This window comes from Halomonas sp. DP5N14-9 (assembly GCF_019802175.1).
GTDB classification, from domain to species: domain Bacteria; phylum Pseudomonadota; class Gammaproteobacteria; order Pseudomonadales; family Halomonadaceae; genus Halomonas; species Halomonas litopenaei.
In genome coordinates, this window is the sequence record NZ_JAHVHR010000010.1 from 1 (window position 1) to 16,125 (window position 16,125).

The window sequence follows — 16,125 nt, forward strand, 5'->3', positions numbered from 1 at the left end:
GCGACTCCGGATGAAGTCTACTTCTCTCCATCACTGACCCAGGCGGCCTGACGCCAATGACCTACTGATCCGAGCTTAGATGACCTGTCAGGTGGTCCGACGAATGGGGTCCACTTCAGTGTGGCGCATGCTGGATCAGGTCAAATCCACACGAAGTGACGAAGAACCTTTTTATCCCAGTGAAGGCGGCCACTGGCGAGCTGTGTGCACTACACCCAGTATCCGCACCTGCATCCCCACAACGTCATAGAGCAACATATAGCTGGGGTGAACAACCAGCTCGCGGAGCACCGCCAGGCCGTCCGCTGCCAGGGGGCCTGCCAGCTGTGCCGCCTTCTCTGAAAACAGTTCATACAACTTAAGGCTGCCAGCGGATTCTCTGGCGCTATGTAATCGTAAATGTCGTCACGATCCTGCATCGCCCCTGGCGTCCAGGCCAGCTCCATCAATTCGGCTTCGCCAGACGAGCACGGGTAGACGCACGACGGGCAGCAAACCTGGCTTCCACATCGGCAGCAGGTATTAGATCACCAGCTTCTGCCGAGGCTCGTGATTGCTCCACCTTGGACATCAGCCAGGCATCATAGTCCTGCGCTTCCTGCTGCTGGGCTACGTAGTTGAGCATAAAGTCGCGTAGAAGCTGTGCCCCGGTACGATCGTGTGCCTTGGCTGCACTGGCAAATTCTGCTTTCAGGCTCTCATCGACCCGAAAGGTGAAGGTAGCATCGCTCATGACACACATCCTCATGTGTTACACGGTGACCACGGGATAGCACGGGAAGTATGCCATGCATCCACTCGCATCATCCCTGAACAGGTACACCACCGGTACTGAATCGCACCGACTATTCGAGACACACGTCAGGCTCTGGATATCACGCTGTTCTTACTCAATGGTAGATAGACTATCGTTTGTGCGGTGAGGGCGCATCCCCAACGGCGCCTGGTGTCTGTTCCGCGCCAAACCTGGCCACACACGACAAGGCAAGGTCGTTGTGGTGCAGCATAGCGTCATTTAGGACCTGGACCACGCCGGCAGCTTCACGATCAAGCTGTATCAGAGTGAGAAGGTCGGGGACCTGACTGGCATCGGAAAATTCCTCTTCGTGCTGTGAGCGAGTCGACAGCCGGATGGTCGCCTTTGTTGGTGCTGGCTGGATAGCGAGCGGCAGAGCAGGCATGCTCAGCGCTATCCGATACCGCAGAACCAGGTGGCCCCCAGATGTCAGACCCGTTCAAGCAACTTCGAGACGCCATGGAGCAGTTCGCCACCGAGCGTGACTGGAACCAGTTCCACTCACCCAAGAACCTGGCCATGGCGCTGACGGTAGAGGCAGCTGAACTGCAGGAGTGCTTCCAGTGGCTGACCGAGGCGCAGTCCAGGGAGCTGGATGAGCAGCAACTGGCCGCCGTGCGCGATGAAATTGCCGATGTTCAGCTCTACCTGATCCGGCTGGCAGGCAAGCTGGACGTGGATATCGAAGCGGCGTGCCGGGCAAAGATGGAGAAGAATGCGGAGAAGTATCCCGCCGACCAGGTGAAGGGAAGCGCGAAAAAGTACACGCACTATCAGGATTGACGTGATGGGTGGCCATTTCGTTCTCTGCAGCGGACTTCTCAGCCTGCCCTCGTCCCTCAAGCTTCCTTCGACTGATTTTGGCCTCAAGCAGGGCCAGAGACTCGGCTTTCGGTTTAAATTATCTGCTGAAAGCGGCCTTGAATGGCGTTTTCAGAGTGATAAATAAACCAGCTGCCGCACAAGATCCCGTGTGACGCCGTTGTGACGCCGGCCGGATGGCCGGCGTTTGCTGGGCGAAGCGTGGCGCTCGGGTCAGTGACCGCGAGTCAGGCGTGTGGCCAGCCACCAGCCCAGTAGCATCGTCAGCAGAAAACCCGCCAATGGCAGACTCATGGCGCTGCTGGAGACGATGGCAGGCCCGGGGCAGTAACCGCTCAGGCCCCAGCCAATACCGAACAGGGCCGCGCCGAGCAGCAGGCGGCCATCGATATCGCGACGCCTGGGCAGTTGGAAGCGCTCGCCCAGCAGGGGAGCGCCACGCCGCCAGACGAGGCGATAACCGATGAAGGTGGTGATGACGGCACCGCCCAGTACGAAAATCAGTGTGGGGTCCCAGTCACCGGCCACGTCGAGAAAGCCGACGACACGCGCGGGATCGGTCATGCCGCTGAGTGTCAGCCCGAGGCTGAAGACCAGGCCGGTGATGAAGCCGATGACAGCTTTCATGGTGACTCTCCCATCAGGTGTTGGCTCACGAAGACCGTCAGCATGGCGACGGCCACGAACACCACAGTGGCCACCAGCGAGCGGGGTGAAAGACGAGCGATACCGCAGACGCCGTGGCCACTGGTACAGCCGCCCCCGATGCCTGTTCCCACGCCTACCAGCAGGCCTGCGAACATCATGCTCAGACCCCCGCTGGTGGGTTTGCCGATCAGCGCATCTGAGCGCTCGGCCACATTGCCCCAGTCAAGATTGAACAGCACAAGGAGCAGCGGGCCGCTGATCAACCCGAGCACGAAGGCAATGCGCCAGCGGTGGTCCGGGCCTGATTCCAGAAGCGCTCCCCGCGTGATGCCACTGATACCCGCGATACGTCCCAGAAAGGCCATCAGCATCACTGCCGAGAGGCCGATCAGGACGCCGCCGGCGAGTCCTTTCATGCTGCTCATGATGTCCATGTCATTCGTCCTCCCTTTCGGCCATCCAGCGTTGCGACGATGATATGCTCGAGCCCGACCATCGCCAACCGTCATCGCCAGGCGACTTCGTCCACCGACTGCCGAGTCTACTGGTCAGGTGATTGGCCAGCCGGTTGACCTGTGGGGCACGCGACAAGGACGCCGAGGATTCGCAGGAGCACCATGAACGAACTGACTCAACGCCTGCGCACCTTTCTCAAGGTGGCGGAGCATCAGAGCTTCAATGTGGCGGCGCGGGAGCTGGATATCGCCAGTTCCACGGCGACGCGTCATGTCAATCATCTGGAGCGCCAGCTGGGCGAGCCGCTGTTGGTGCGCACCACTCGCCATGTGCGGCTGTCGCCCGCTGGAGAGTGTGCCCTGATCCGCTTTCGCGCCATTCTGGCCGAGGTAGAACAACTGGAGGATGAGCTTGAGACGCTGAGTGAGCGCGTCGCGGGGCCGCTGCGTATCTCGGTGCCGTGGCGCTATTCACGCCTCTATCTGGCGCCGCTGGTGAGCGAGTTCATGCAGCGCTATCCCGAGGTGGCGCTGGATATCGTCAGCAGCGACCAGCGTGTGGATCTGATCGAGGACCACTTCGACGTGGCTCTGCGCATCGGTCACCTGGAAGATTCGAGCCTGATCGCGCGGCACATCAGTGATCAGCGCTTCGTGCTGGCCGCCGCGCCGTCTTACCTCGCGGCCCGGCCCCCGATCCATCGGCCGGAAGACCTGGAGCAGCACCGTCTGCTGACCTTCAGCTATACCACCGCCAATCATCACTGGCGACTGGTGCAGGGGGATCGGGAGCATCGTATCTCGGTGCGGGCCCGTGCGTTGCGCACCAACAATGCCGACATTCTCACCCAGGCGGCGCTGGGCGCCGCCGGCGTCGTGGTACAGCCGCTCTGGGCCATACGGGAAGAGCTGGCAAGTGGCCGCCTGATGCCGGTGCTGGAGGACTATCAGGTCACCTCATCGGATTTCGACACCGGTATCCATGTCGTCTACGCGCGCGAGAATCAACATAACCCGCGCGTGCGCGCCTGGATCGATTTCTTGCTGTCCCGCCGCGAGCGGCTGTCCTGTCGCTAGCCAGGCGTGAGCGCTGTCCGCCGTCCAGATATACGAAGGGCCCGATCTAAAGGGAGATCGGGCCCTGTGCGCACGTCGCGACTGCTTGGACGATACTCATCAGGCGGTTTTTATCCGATGGTGCTCATCTGAGAGCCTTCAGTAGAGGATATCGCTGCGGATGATGTACTTGGCTCCGTCGCGGATCGGCTCGCTGGCGTGCACGCAGTGCTGCGGATGCGAGCCATGCGGGAAGCACAGTACGCCACCCTTGGGCGTGGAGACCGAGACCGTCTGGATATCGTCCCGCGACTGAGCCGGCTTGTCGGGATCACGGCGGCTGACCAGAAACTCGGTGCGCCCGCCAGTGTAGCCGTCGCTCAGGAAGATGAGGAAGGTGTACTGGCTCATCAGGCCCGGATAGGCGTCCTGGACGACCTCGCCTTTGATGACGCGACTGCCCGGCCAGGCGCCATCGGTGTGCGGCTTGAAGAAGTCGCCGGCCTCGTAGCGATAGACACGAAAGCGTGCATTGATGCCTTTGGCTCCCTCGCCTCGGATCTGCTCAGTGACCAGCGGCGCTGAGCGCTGCCAGATGACCTGATCGACCGCTTCACTGACGACCCAGTTGACGTTGTGATTGTGGCGTACCGAGCGCGGCAGGGAGACCGGCGCATCTTCCTCGAAGCCCATGTCCTCCAGAACGGCAACGAAGTTATCGGCCTCGGCAGGTGTCAGCACATTGAGCAGCTGGAAGGCGCCGGGGACACCCTCGACCTCCTGACGGATAACCTCTGGCGTCGCGTCGGCTTCGAAGAGGTCAGACACGTCGCCGTTGTCCGTCCAGATGGGCAGGGGCGTGGGGGAGAAGCCGCGTTCGTGGCTGACGACATGGAATGACAAGCTCATGGCAAAGCTCCTGAATGACAAAGAATGTGAGGCGAAAACGTGGTGACGGCGAGGCCTGCCGGAGGAAGGCCTGGATGCCTGTCATCTGGCGGTGAGTGTCGGTACCGAGGAGAAATGGTCAGCTACCTGGATGGGCCAGGTATCCGCCTTGTTGACCGTGGAACTCAGCCGCCACCAACGGCCGATGCACCTCAGTCGGGATAGCGGACCAATACCCGCGTCTCCAGGCTGGTGCGTGTCGGCGCATCTTCGGGCGTGTCGAGCAGCTCGGCCGCGGTATGCGCGACCGGTGGCTTGCCGGCGCTGTCGAAGGCATTGAAGACGATGGCTTCGTCGGGGCGCATGTGTGAGACGAAGTACCAGCGGTGATCCGGATTATGGACGAGGCCCTGGATCTGGCCGCAGCGATCCGGATAGAGGATGTCGATGTTGACCCAGTCCTCGTGGTGCACGCTTTGGGTATCGGCGAATGCCAACGGGTCACGCGCGACGGCCTGCTCGACGGGCTGCCAGACATTGACGATGCCGTAGTGGCCGCTCAGCCAATGCTCCGCCTGCTCGGGCGGCAGCAGATCGCGCACGCGCTGCGGGCCAGAGTGTGGCGAGTAGTCGACATGCACATGCTGCGCCGGCACGCGTTCACCTTTGAAGCCACGCAAGGTGTGGTCGAACACATGCACCTCACTGACACCGAGCTGCTGCTTGAGCAACGCCTCGATGGCTGGCGTGTGCAGGCGGTCGCGCGCCTTGGCGTCGCGTACATCCACGGCAAGCTCGGGCGTATCGAGAAACAGCAGGCCATGGGACGCGAAGCTTGGCGGAGTGGCGCGCAGATCCTGCAAGCTGACGCTTTGGCGATCATGCTTCGGCTCAATGCGCCGACCGGTCTCGCCGTCCGGGTCCACCTTGATCTGCAGACCTTCCGGGCGATCGAGCTGATAATTGACGAACGCCAAGCGGGTAAGGATGGGCGCTGACATGATCGAGACCTCCTTCACGATGAGTTGTCAGAGGATGAGCACTGACATGCACTTGGGCCGGCCGCCTGTGCTGTGGCGAGTCCAAGAGGCTGGTTGGCGAGCTTAGTGCATTGGTGCAGACACAAAAAAGGCGCCTGTCTGCAATTTGTTATTGCACGAGTGGCAATAATCAACGGCTGACAAGCGTCCGTGGCTTCCGCATGTTGTCTCCGTCTCCGTCCTTGTTTCCATCCCAATAAACCGCTAAGCAACTGATAACCAACGGCTTGGGGGACCGCCAAGGACAAGGCTGACGCCATATAAAGTTGGCATTCGGCGTGTTGATGTAAATAAGGGCCGGCTTGTATAGTCAAGTTGCTATTGCAAAGACGCCTCCCAGACGCATCTGTCAGATTGTGTGATTGGTGAGCGTGATATTTATCGTGCCAAGGGAATGGTCATGAAAGATAAGCGTGTGCCTGTAGCTCCAGTGTTTTATCGCGGTGCGTCAGCGGCTCTGTGTGTCGTCGCTCTAAATGGCTGTACCGGTATGGCCGAGACGGGCCCTGCAGCCGACGTGCCCGGACAGCCAGAAAGCACCAAGACCAATGTGCTGGAAGCAGGAGCCAGTGCATTGCAGACCGATGCACCGACGGATCAGCTCAATATCTATCTTGTTGGCTTCCATCCCATGAAGGATGAGCCAAGCCATCAATTCGAAGCGCATCATTTCTGCCAGCAGGTCAATGAAGACTTCATGCAGTGTGCGCTTTACGATGGAAATACCGCGGATGCCCACCTCACCGGGGTGGAATACATCATATCCGAAAGCGTTTTTGAGAGCCTGCCTGAAGAAGAGAAGCAATATTGGCATCCCCATAACGGGGAGATTCTGTCTGGCTAATTGGTCGCCCCCAACCTGCCTGAAAGTGCCGATCATGAGCTGATGCAATCCAAGATGAACAGCTATGGCAAGACGTGGCACACATGGAGCACTTCACACAGCGATGAAGAAGACCAGGCCTTGCCACTGGGTAAGCCCAATCTGGCTTGGTCCTTTAATCGTACCGGAGAGCCGCAGCCGGACCTGGTCGAAGATCGAGACCAGCGTATGGGGATCGACACAGAGGAGCGGCGTCAGGCCCGGCAAGATCTGGTGCCGCTGGCCAATCCCCAGTCGGGCGTTGACGTATTGAAAGGAGAATTTCCCAGGTCAACCCAGCCCATCCCTGGTGTGGAAGCCAAGACCAGCGAGTGATGTCGTCGTTTTTGCCGGTTGGCTGTGGTGATCGGTACAGCCGGGTTCCGGATGATGGGTTGCTCGCTTGGTGAAACGCGAGCGGCCCTGCGGGTCCTTGGTGGGAGCGGGGGGAGGTCAGCGACGCCAGCCTCGTCCCAGGCACCAGCAGCGCAACGTGCGAAAGTTCTGTTGCCATGTTTTAAAAAGGTTTGACAAGGCGCGGCGAGCCGTGAGAGGATGCTTCTCGTTGGTTAGCAAGTCGTATATTTCAGTAGTGATCGAATCATTCGGTAGCCTGGCAATATCCCCCTTGTTATATCCATATTTCTGGGATGACACCCGGCAAACTGTAATGACAACGCTCTGCGTTAAGGAAATCGATCATGGCAACTGGCACAGTTAAGTGGTTCAACGACGCTAAAGGTTTCGGCTTTATTTCTCCGGCCGACGGTGGTGACGACCTGTTCGCCCACTTCTCCGAAATCAAGGCTGAAGGTTTCAAGTCCCTGCAGGACGGTCAAGAGGTCTCTTTTGACGTGACCCAGGGCAAGAAAGGCCTTCAGGCTTCTAACATCAAGGTTATCTAACTTCTAGTTAGCTAGCTTAGATGAATGACAAGACCCGCTTCGGCGGGTCTTGTCGTTTTTGTATGGGCAAAATACAAGTGTTGGCCGTGCGTGGTCGGCCTTGATCTTCTTTTCGGGCTCCGCATGCTCGGGTTGTCTTGCGAAGCCGCTTGGCCCGTTTATCTAGCCCGGTAATCCAGCCCCGCCATCTAGCCCCGCTACCTTCCCGCTTTTCCTGGTCGAACGCCGTGGGAGAGGAGAGGCTTTCTTCCTTACCTTGATGCCATTCTCGGGATCTCTTTTGTCTGCCTTATCTCGCCGGTATCGCACTTCAGCGCCTTGACCCGTTTCGGTTCTAGGGCTTGTCTGAAAAGTGCCTGCGCTCGGTAATACGGCGTTAAAAATCGGATCAAAATGCTCATTTACACCCCGTAAACTGCGCTTTCTCACCGATTTTTGCCTTGTCTAACCTTCGCTCGTCGACTTTTCGGACAGCGCCTAACCTCATGGCGGCTTTATCTCGCTCCCTTGTCGCGCTACTCGGCTTGCCGGACTTACCTTTCTAGTCTTGTCGGTACATGACCGATACTGGATGCATTGGCACCATTGGCAGAGCGCTGCGAGGCGCGTCCCCTTGTGGGTGAAGCCCGTGCTGCGTTCTTTCTGGCGTCCAGTCCGGGGCCTCGCGCCGACACTGCGCTGTCGTCGACCATGGCGTAGACGAACGTCACTGGTGATCTATAAAAATTGATCAATTGGTCCTTCCGATCTATTTTTATATATATTTGATGTCTGTCGGGATGGTAGGGCGAATCGATGAGTTACGGGGTAGAGCACCTGGCGGCACGACTCAAGGCCGCTCGGGAGGCCAAGGGGCTTAGTCAGCGGGAGCTGAGCAAGCTTGCAGGCGTGCCGCAGTCGCATATCTCGAAGATCGAGAACCATGGCGTTGACTTGCGTGTCTCGAGTCTTTCGTCGATCGCCCACGCTTTGGAACTGGATTTGATGCTCGTTCCTCGCAAGGCGATCCCGGCGGTTCAATCGATTGTTCGTAGCGTCGCCGACACGCCGCCCGCCAACGGAGAGACTCTGCGAGAACTCCAGCGCCTGCGCGACAAGGTCGATGTACTCGCTACCCAGATGCCCACGGGGAATTACGATGCTCTCAAGCGCCGTATGCGCGAGATCAGCCAGATCCACAGTCAGCTTGACCCCGATGTAGTGCAACAGGTGCGATGCGCCGTCGAGTCGATTGAGCCTGCCGCCAGCCAGGAGGCGATCGAGGGCGCTGCGAAAGCCATCGCCACCCTGCGCACTCAGTTGGCCCGGCACGCGGCATCTCAAGCGACGTCGCGTGCGCCCAGGCCAGCCTATCACCTGGAGGAGGAGGGCGATGACTGATGTCTCTGTGCTCGATGTACTGCTTTACGGAGAGCCGGTCGGTACGCTCACCAACGTGGGTGGCGACCGGACGATCTTCGCTTTCAATGATGGCTATATTGATGACCCTGACAGGCTGACCCTGGGGCTCGCTTTCAAGGACGAGTTCGGTGGACTGCTTTCGGACTTCCGCGTTTATCAAAAGCGCCTGATGCCTTTTTTTTCCAACCTTCTGCCGGAAGGGCATTTGCGCACCTATCTTGCAGAAAAGGCTGGCGTGAACGCCGAGCGAGAATTTCATCTACTGTCGGCACTCGGCCACGACCTGCCCGGCGCGGTCACCATCAGGTTCGCCAACGACGAGGCGTGGTCGGCGTCGGGCGGTGGCGCAAATGGTGCCGCTGACGCCGGCTCAGTTCCCTCCATGGGTGCCTTGCGGTTTTCGCTCGCGGGCGTTCAGCTAAAGTTATCTGCGGCTCTCGCACCGTCTGGTGGTCTGACGATTCCCGCATCTGGTGTGGGCGGTTCCTGGATCGTGAAACTCCCGTCGCGAGAGTTCGACGCAGTGCCTGAGAACGAGTATTCGATGATGACGCTTGCGCGTCTTGTCGGGATAGATGTCCCACTGATCGATCTTGTCGACACTGACGCTATCGACAATTTGCCTGAAGGTATCGACAAGGTCGGACAGCGTGCCTTTGTGATCGAACGCTTTGATAGGCTGTCAGATGGTAGCGCCGTTCATATCGAAGATTTCGCGCAGGTCTATGGTGTCTACGCCGAGCAAAAATACCAGAAAGCGACCATGCGCAACATCGCTCAAGTGCTGGCTGCCGAGACCTGTGAGGCGGACATCGTAGAGTTCGTGCGGCGTCTGGTGTTCTGCGCGCTGATCGGAAACGGCGATATGCATCTGAAAAACTGGTCGCTGATTTACCCCGACCGGCGTCGTGCCGCGCTCGCTCCTGCTTATGATCTGGTCTCGACGATTCCCTATATCCCGAGTGATGACCTGGGGCTCAGGGTGAGTCGGACTCGCGCGTTTTCCGAGCTGACCTTTGACGAACTGAAGCATATGGCAGCCAAGGCTGCCCTTCCCGGAAAACTGGTTCGGGATACGGCTTTGGAGACCGTCGCGCTGTTTCAGCAGCATTGGCAGACTGAAAAGCTTGACCTTCCGATGACATCGCAAGTTCGAGAGGCGATCGAGACTCACCTAAAGACTCTTCCGATTGCGCAATAGTGCGGGCTGCCGAAGAAAGCCCCTCGTTCGAGGGGCTTTGGTCCTTCTTTACTCAGGCCTTAGTGGGCCAGCATTTCATCGACGATACCCTGGCCGTCCAGTTCGGAGGGGTAGTAGGTCGGCCAGTTGGTGACTTCTTCAAGCAGGGCCGCACGGTCGTCACCCCAGTACAGGTGGTAGTGGTCGGCCTCGGTCGGGTAGATGGCATGGTCGCTGAACTGGATGTAGTTCGGCAGGCTGTCGTCTTCACCCTGGTATTCGAAGATGTAACGAACGCCACGGTTGCCGGCCTTGTAGGTCAGGACTTCGTAGCCGTCGGAGGCGTATTCGCCGGAGAGCACCTGACCATCTTCGTGGAAGGAGACGGTAGAGCCATCGATGACGATACGGTCGACGTCGGTCTCGTAACCGATCTCGTAGTACGCCTTGTATTCCTCGGCGGTCTTGTCATCGCTCTGCTGGGCCTTGTGGGCGAACACCTCGTCGAGGGTGCCGTCCAGCAGGTAGGGGTAGACGGACTGCCAGTCGCCTTCCCAGTCGGACAGCGGCCGGTCCTTGATCTGGTCGTCGTCGAAATAGCCGGCGTAGATGTCCTTGGCGTGATCATGCTCATGATCATGATGGTCGTGATCGTGATCGTGATCGTGATCGTGATCGTGATCGTGATCGTGATCGTGCGTTTCGCTGGCCGCGGAATCGCTTTGTGCGAAGGCCAGGGGGGCGGTCGCCAGTGTCAGGGCGCTGATTGCGGCGACGGCCATGCGGCGGGTCAGAATCGGGTCCATCGTCTTGCTCCTTGGGATGATCGGTGGGGCGTTGTGGCCTCCCCGGGGAGGCCTTGGAGATAACAGGGCTTTCATCACTCGGCCTCGGCGGCGCAGCGGGTGACGCCGTCGGCCAGTTGGCGCAGCAATGCGGGATAGAGCTCGGTACCGAGCGGCAGGTCGACGCCCAGGGGATCGATGACCAGCGACGTCTCGACCCCGGTGCCTTGGAACACGCTGTCCACCAGCGCCGGGTTGAACTGGGGCTCTCGGAAGACGCACTGGACGCCGAGTTCGGCGACACGCTGCTGGATCTCTCGGATGCGCGCAGGGCTCGGGTCCGAGGCATCCCCCAGGGAGATCGCCCCGGCCGCCGGCACATCGAAGCGGCGCTCGAAGTACTGGTAGGCATCGTGGAAGACGATGAAGCGCGTACCCTGGGCTTGCTGGAGGCGGGTCTCCAGTTCATCGATCAGGTCGTCGAGCTCGCTGCGGGCTTCCTCTGCGTTGTGTCGATAGATGTCGGCGTTGTCGGGATCGAGTTCGGCCAGTGAGGTTGCTATGGCATCGAGCCAGGCCTGGGCATTGACCGGGTCCAGCCAGCCGTGGGGGTCCCAGCCTGAATGGTCGTGATGGTCGTGCCCGACATGCTGTTCGTGCCCGTGCCCGTCATGCGCGTCGTACTCATGGCCGTCATGCTGTTCGTGGTGCCGGTGGCCCTCATGCTCCTCGTGCTCATGGTGCTCATCATGATCGTGGGCCTCGAAGGTGGCGCCCTGTCGATAGGTCAGGCGCTGGGTGCCGGCGCTTTCCATCAACTCCACCTGCTGCGCATCCGTCGCCAGTGACTGGCGTGCCTTGGCAAGCCAGGGCGTCAACCCATCGCTGACCCAGAACACCACGTCGGCCTGCGCCAGGGCTTCGGCCTCGGAAGGACGCATGGCGTAGCCGTGGGGAGAGGCCCCAGGCTGGATGACCAGTTGCGGCGTCCCCAGGTCTCCCATTACGCGCTCCACCAGGCTGTGGACCGGCGGAATATCCACGGCCACCGAGGGGACCTCTGCGGCAGCCACCGCAGGAAGCAGCAGGCAAGGGAGGAGAAGGGGGCGTAGCGAGGTGTGCATCGTCATCGATCTCTTGGAGCGTTCTCGGGGCGGGTGATTGTGGCATGTTTTGTTATGATATAACATTGTTTTCGTAATCGAGAAAGGCTCTGGAGAATGTTCATGCCGCTATTGTCGATCGATGATCTGCGGGTCGTCCTGGGAGGGCAGACCATCCTCGAGGGCATAGACCTCAAGCTCGAATACGGCGAAATCGTGACGCTGGTCGGCCCCAACGGGTCGGGCAAATCGACGCTTTTGCGTACCATCATCGGTGCGCTGACGCCCGCTGGCGGACGTTTGGTGCGAAGGCCCGGGCTCACCATCGGCTATGTATCGCAGCGGCTGGCCATCGGTCCGACCCTGCCGATGACGGTCACGCGCTTTCTCAACCTGCCTCGTCGACGTTCCCGCAAAGCCGTGCAGCAGGCCCTGGCGCAGGCCGGCGTGCCTGAGCTGGGCTCGCAACAGTTGCTGTCGTTGTCAGGCGGCCAGCGACAGCGTGTTCTGCTGGCGCGAGCCCTGCTGGAGAAGCCCGACCTGTTGCTGCTCGATGAGGCAACCCAGGGCCTCGACCACCGGGGTACGGCGGATTTCTATCGCCAGATCGAGCGGGTGAGGCGCGAAACGGGCTGCGCGATCCTGATGGTCAGCCATGAGCTGCATGTGGTGATGCGCACCTCGGATCGGGTGATCTGCCTCGATCGCCACGTCTGCTGCCAGGGCACGCCTGAGCGAGTGCTGGCGTCCCCGGCCTATCAGGCGCTGTTTGGCCCCGATACCGCTGACGCGCTCGCCTTCTACCGCCACGAACATCTGCGCGAAAAAGACGCCGCTAGCCCGGCCTTGGCGCAGGTGGGCGCTGCCCGCTCGTTGGGGGTCTCGGCCTGATGCTCGATGACTTCATGCTGCGTGCGGCGCTCGCCGGTATCGGTGTGGCATTGGCCGCCGCCCCGCTGGGCTGTTTTGTGGTGTGGCGCCGCATGGCCTACTTCGGTGATGCCACCGCGCACGCCGCCATCCTTGGTGTGGCACTGTCGCTGTTGCTGTCGACCTCGATCTTCGCCGGAGTGCTGGTGGTGTCGCTGCTGATGGCGATCCTGGTCTCGTTGCTCAGCGGTCGTGGCTATGCCATGGACACCTTGCTCGGGGTCATGGCTCACTCGGCGCTGGCCTTCGGGCTGGTGGCGGTGTCCTTCGTGTCCGGGGTGCGTATCGACCTGATGGCATATCTGTTCGGTGACATTCTGGCGGTCGGCAAGGGGGATCTGGTGTTGATCGCCGGCGGCGCCTTGCTGGTCATGGCGCTGGTGGGGTGGCGCTGGTCGTCACTGTTGACGGCGACCCTTGACGCGGATCTGGCGCGGGCCAATGGCATCCATCCCGGGCGCGAGCAGCTGGTGCTGACACTGTCCCTGGCGGTGGTCGTGGCGGTGGCGCTCAAGGTGGTGGGGGTACTGTTGATCGCTGCACTGCTGATTATTCCCGCCGCCGCCGCCAGACCCTTCTGCCGCACCCCGGAAGCCATGGTGCTGGTGGCAGCGGTGATCGGAGCCGCGTCTACCACCGGCGGTCTTCAGGCGGCCTACTGGCTCGACACGCCCACCGGTCCGACCATCGTCAGCCTCGCCGCTGTGGTGTTTGTCCTGTGTAGCCTGGTGGATCTCGGCAGGCGCCGGTTCGTCAGAATGTCTTCCAGCGATATCTCGTCCTGAACGGGTAACCCGTGCGTTGCTGCTTTGGGCGCAGGCCGCCACTGCAGGACCAGCCTTGCCTTACTGGCCCTTGCGCAGTCTAGCAGCATCATGAGTCATCGGCTGGTCTGGTGGCGATCTCCGCACGAGGAGGTTCTAAGTCGATATCGATGTCGCCATCGTCAGGCATCGCCAGCGTATCGGTGATGTTGCGACGTTGCCCGGCAAGCCGTTGGCACTATCGCTCGCACTTGAGCCATCGCTCGTCTGCCTGTACGCAAGCGCTACGGGCGACGAGCGTGGTCGGCCCCTGTGTGGCCGGCCACGCCGGCGCTTGTCCCGGGCCGGCGCAGTGTGCATGGGGCTCGATGTCGGGACGAGCCTACGGCTGCCGGGCCCCTCAGGACGTACAGATCCACAGTATCCGCGCCGGTTGATCGCCGACCGATATCACCGCGTGGCCCATCTGGCTGTCGAAGGACATGCTGTCGGCGACCTTTAGCCGGGTCGGCGCGTAGTGCTCTGTCCACACCTCCACCTCACCCTGCTGCACCACGATCTGCTCATGCCCGGCGTGGCGCTGCAACTCGCCGAACTCTTCGATACTGGTGTTGAGCACCGTCGTGGAAAACACCAGAAAGTCTTTGGCCACCATGTCGTTGCATAAAAGCTCGAAGCGATAGTTGGGGGTCTCGACCACCGGCCCCTGGCCCGCCCGGGTCAGGGTGCGCCAGCCGCTCAGGGCGCTGCGTTCGTTGTGATAGAAGAGTTCGCTGACATCTACCTCCAGGGCGGCGGCCAGCTTGACGATCACGTCGTAGGTCGGGGATAGCCGCCCGTTCTCGATACGCGAGATGCTGGCGGCGGAACTGCCCGAGGCCTCGGCCATCTGGGCGATGGTCAGGCCCCTATCGCTTCTGAGTGCCTTCAGGTTGGTGCCGATGGAACCTGCCTTGCGCGGATGCTCCCTGACGCGTGGGGGCGGGGTGACGGTGTCGCTCATGCTGGCCTCCGACGCCTTCGTCTCGAATTTTTCAAGAAAAAGCGTTGATTGTTGGTCTTTTTTTATAGTTTTGACTGAATATTGCGTATATGCAATCCTCATTCACGAACGCGACAATAGCAAGGTGTGTGCGTGTGAGCGGGCGCTCCGGCGTGATCCCGGGGTTGCCAAAGCGCTTGCCAGCACGGTCATTGCGCTCCTAGGGCTTGTCTGAAAAGTGCCTGCGCTCGGTAATACGGCGTTAAAAATCGGATCAAAATGCTCATTTACACCCCGTAAACTGCGCTTTCTCACCGATTTTTGCCTTGTCTAACCTTCGCTCGTCGACTTTTCGGACAGCGCCTAATTTCCACAAGAAAATCCAATGGGGATAATAATGTACAAACTGAATCGACTGGCGGGCGGTGTCGCCCTGGCGGCCGCGCTGGCGGGTGCCTCGCTGAGTGCAAGTGCAGAGGAAATGAACTGGAAGATGGCCACACCCTGGGGCGGCGGTCCCTGGCTTGAGCGCGATGCCCAGACCTTTGCCGACTACGTCGACCAGCTGACGGCCGGCGACATCGCCATCGAGGTGTTCCCCGGTGGCACCCTGGGGGGGGCGCTGCGGGTCACCAATACGGTCAAGGCCGGGGTGGCCGAGGTCAGCCACAACTATGTCAACTACGACTACGGCACCGATCCCACCGCGGCGCTGCTGGCCGGGCATTCCAGCGGCCTGACGCCGGAAGAGTTCATGATGTGGATGTACGAGGGCGGCGGCGTGGAGCTGTATGAAGAGTTCCGCCGTGACGTCTTCGATGTGGTGGCCTTCCCCTGTTCGATTCTGGGCACCGAGATCTTCCTGCACTCCAACAAGAAGGTCGAGACGCTGGAGGACTTTCAGGGGCTGCGCCTGCGCACCTCCGGCGCCTGGGCCGAGATCGCCTCTCAGCTGGGTGCGTCCACCGTGGTCATGGCGGGCAGCGAGATCTACAACGCCCTGGACCGTGGCGTGATCGACGCCGCCGAGTGGGGTAGCCCCGAGATGAACAAGCCCACCGGCTTCCAGGACGTGGCGCAGTACGTGATCCTGCCTGGCGTGCACCAGTCGGGTGGCTTCCTCGAGTGCCAGGTCAACCAGGACGCCTGGGATGCGCTGAGCGCCGAACAGCAGGAGCTGCTGCGTCTGGCCGGCAAGCTAAGCGTGTTCGACTCCTGGCTCGCGAGCTCCTACGCCGACCTCGAGGCTTATCAGGAGCTGGTCGACGGTCCCAACGAGATCGTCCAGCTGGATCAGTCGTTCATCGACGCCATCTATGAAGAAACGCGTAAGTGGGAAGACGAGAACGCCGAGAGCAACGAGTGGTTTGCCCGGGTGCTCGAGTCCCAGCGTGAGTTCAAGGCCAGCATGACCAACTGGCAGCAGTATCGCCTGCCGATCGGTGCCATGGGTCGCGACTGACCACACGTCTTGCGGCCCGGCCAGACAGCAAGAGCTAACCCCCTTG

Annotated in this window: 16 protein-coding genes and 1 pseudogene; 9 read left to right on the plus strand and 8 right to left on the minus strand. The window is 60.6% G+C overall.

Annotation, left to right across the window (positions count from 1 at the left end):
* Positions 1 to 445: 445 nt before the first annotated feature.
* Positions 446 to 733, minus strand: a complete 288-nt coding sequence (locus KUW00_RS08175; protein WP_222568779.1) for a CopG family ribbon-helix-helix protein — start codon at positions 731 to 733, stop codon at positions 446 to 448.
* 489 nt (positions 734 to 1,222) lie between these two features.
* On the opposite strand from KUW00_RS08175, the gene KUW00_RS08180 reads away from it, so the two are divergent.
* On the plus strand, positions 1,223 to 1,579 hold the full coding sequence (locus KUW00_RS08180) for a nucleotide pyrophosphohydrolase (RefSeq protein WP_222568780.1): 357 nt from the start codon (positions 1,223 to 1,225) through the stop codon (positions 1,577 to 1,579).
* 252 nt (positions 1,580 to 1,831) lie between these two features.
* On the opposite strand, the gene KUW00_RS08185 is transcribed toward KUW00_RS08180, so the two are convergent.
* Both KUW00_RS08185 and KUW00_RS08190 read right to left on the minus strand, forming a co-directional pair.
* Positions 1,832 to 2,245, minus strand: a complete 414-nt coding sequence (locus tag KUW00_RS08185; protein WP_222568781.1) for a DUF6691 family protein — start codon at positions 2,243 to 2,245, stop codon at positions 1,832 to 1,834.
* On the minus strand, positions 2,242 to 2,700 hold the full coding sequence (locus KUW00_RS08190; protein ID WP_222568782.1) for a YeeE/YedE family protein: 459 nt from the start codon (positions 2,698 to 2,700) through the stop codon (positions 2,242 to 2,244). The genes KUW00_RS08185 and KUW00_RS08190 overlap by 4 nt, the downstream gene beginning before the upstream one ends.
* Before the next feature lie 183 nt (positions 2,701 to 2,883).
* Between KUW00_RS08190 and KUW00_RS08195 the strand changes: the two genes are divergently transcribed.
* A complete protein-coding gene (locus KUW00_RS08195; protein WP_222568783.1) occupies positions 2,884 to 3,798 on the plus strand; it encodes a LysR family transcriptional regulator in 915 nt (304 codons plus the stop codon).
* A gap of 138 nt (positions 3,799 to 3,936) precedes the next feature.
* On the opposite strand, the gene KUW00_RS08200 is transcribed toward KUW00_RS08195, so the two are convergent.
* Positions 3,937 to 4,686: a 2OG-Fe(II) oxygenase gene (locus tag KUW00_RS08200; RefSeq protein WP_222568784.1), complete on the minus strand. Its 750-nt coding sequence runs from the start codon at positions 4,684 to 4,686 to the stop codon at positions 3,937 to 3,939.
* Positions 4,687 to 4,877: 191 nt separating this feature from the next.
* Positions 4,878 to 5,666: a CmcJ/NvfI family oxidoreductase gene (locus tag KUW00_RS08205; RefSeq protein WP_222568785.1), complete on the minus strand. Its 789-nt coding sequence runs from the start codon at positions 5,664 to 5,666 to the stop codon at positions 4,878 to 4,880.
* A gap of 529 nt (positions 5,667 to 6,195) precedes the next feature.
* Here KUW00_RS08205 and KUW00_RS22370 point away from each other — a divergent pair.
* The 4 genes and pseudogenes from KUW00_RS22370 to KUW00_RS08230 all read left to right on the plus strand — a co-directional run bounded on the left by KUW00_RS22370 (position 6,196) and on the right by KUW00_RS08230 (position 10,074).
* Positions 6,196 to 6,903 (plus strand): annotated as a pseudogene (locus KUW00_RS22370) (OBAP family protein).
* A gap of 365 nt (positions 6,904 to 7,268) precedes the next feature.
* On the plus strand, positions 7,269 to 7,472 hold the full coding sequence (locus KUW00_RS08220) for a cold-shock protein (RefSeq protein WP_045993826.1): 204 nt from the start codon (positions 7,269 to 7,271) through the stop codon (positions 7,470 to 7,472).
* Between the two features lie 795 nt (positions 7,473 to 8,267).
* A complete protein-coding gene (locus KUW00_RS08225) occupies positions 8,268 to 8,852 on the plus strand; it encodes a helix-turn-helix domain-containing protein (RefSeq protein ID WP_222568788.1) in 585 nt (194 codons plus the stop codon).
* The gene (locus tag KUW00_RS08230) at positions 8,845 to 10,074 is read left to right on the plus strand and encodes a type II toxin-antitoxin system HipA family toxin (RefSeq protein WP_222568789.1); all 1,230 of its coding nucleotides are present in this window, start codon (positions 8,845 to 8,847) and stop codon (positions 10,072 to 10,074) included. The genes KUW00_RS08225 and KUW00_RS08230 overlap by 8 nt, the downstream gene beginning before the upstream one ends.
* A 59-nt stretch (positions 10,075 to 10,133) precedes the next feature.
* On the opposite strand, the gene KUW00_RS08235 is transcribed toward KUW00_RS08230, so the two are convergent.
* Both KUW00_RS08235 and KUW00_RS08240 read right to left on the minus strand, forming a co-directional pair.
* On the minus strand, positions 10,134 to 10,859 hold the full coding sequence (locus tag KUW00_RS08235; protein WP_222515876.1) for a ZinT family metal-binding protein: 726 nt from the start codon (positions 10,857 to 10,859) through the stop codon (positions 10,134 to 10,136).
* A 74-nt stretch (positions 10,860 to 10,933) separates the two neighbouring features.
* Entirely contained in the window at positions 10,934 to 11,968 is a 1,035-nt protein-coding gene (locus KUW00_RS08240) for a zinc ABC transporter substrate-binding protein (RefSeq protein WP_315901116.1), read from the minus strand.
* Positions 11,969 to 12,064: 96 nt separating this feature from the next.
* Between KUW00_RS08240 and KUW00_RS08245 the strand changes: the two genes are divergently transcribed.
* Entirely contained in the window at positions 12,065 to 12,832 is a 768-nt protein-coding gene (locus KUW00_RS08245) for a metal ABC transporter ATP-binding protein (RefSeq protein ID WP_222568790.1), read from the plus strand.
* On the plus strand, positions 12,832 to 13,656 hold the full coding sequence (locus tag KUW00_RS08250; RefSeq protein ID WP_222568791.1) for a metal ABC transporter permease: 825 nt from the start codon (positions 12,832 to 12,834) through the stop codon (positions 13,654 to 13,656). Before KUW00_RS08245 ends, KUW00_RS08250 begins: the two co-directional genes overlap by 1 nt.
* A 379-nt stretch (positions 13,657 to 14,035) precedes the next feature.
* Here the strand turns inward: KUW00_RS08250 and KUW00_RS08255 are convergent, their stop codons facing one another.
* Entirely contained in the window at positions 14,036 to 14,638 is a 603-nt protein-coding gene (locus tag KUW00_RS08255) for a helix-turn-helix domain-containing protein (protein WP_222568792.1), read from the minus strand.
* A gap of 376 nt (positions 14,639 to 15,014) precedes the next feature.
* Here KUW00_RS08255 and KUW00_RS08260 point away from each other — a divergent pair, with 376 nt between their 5' ends.
* Positions 15,015 to 16,079 carry a C4-dicarboxylate ABC transporter substrate-binding protein gene (locus KUW00_RS08260; RefSeq protein WP_213231816.1) on the plus strand — a complete coding sequence of 355 codons (1,065 nt, stop codon included), beginning with the start codon at positions 15,015 to 15,017 and terminating at the stop codon, positions 16,077 to 16,079.
* The last annotated feature ends 46 nt before the right edge of the window (positions 16,080 to 16,125 follow it).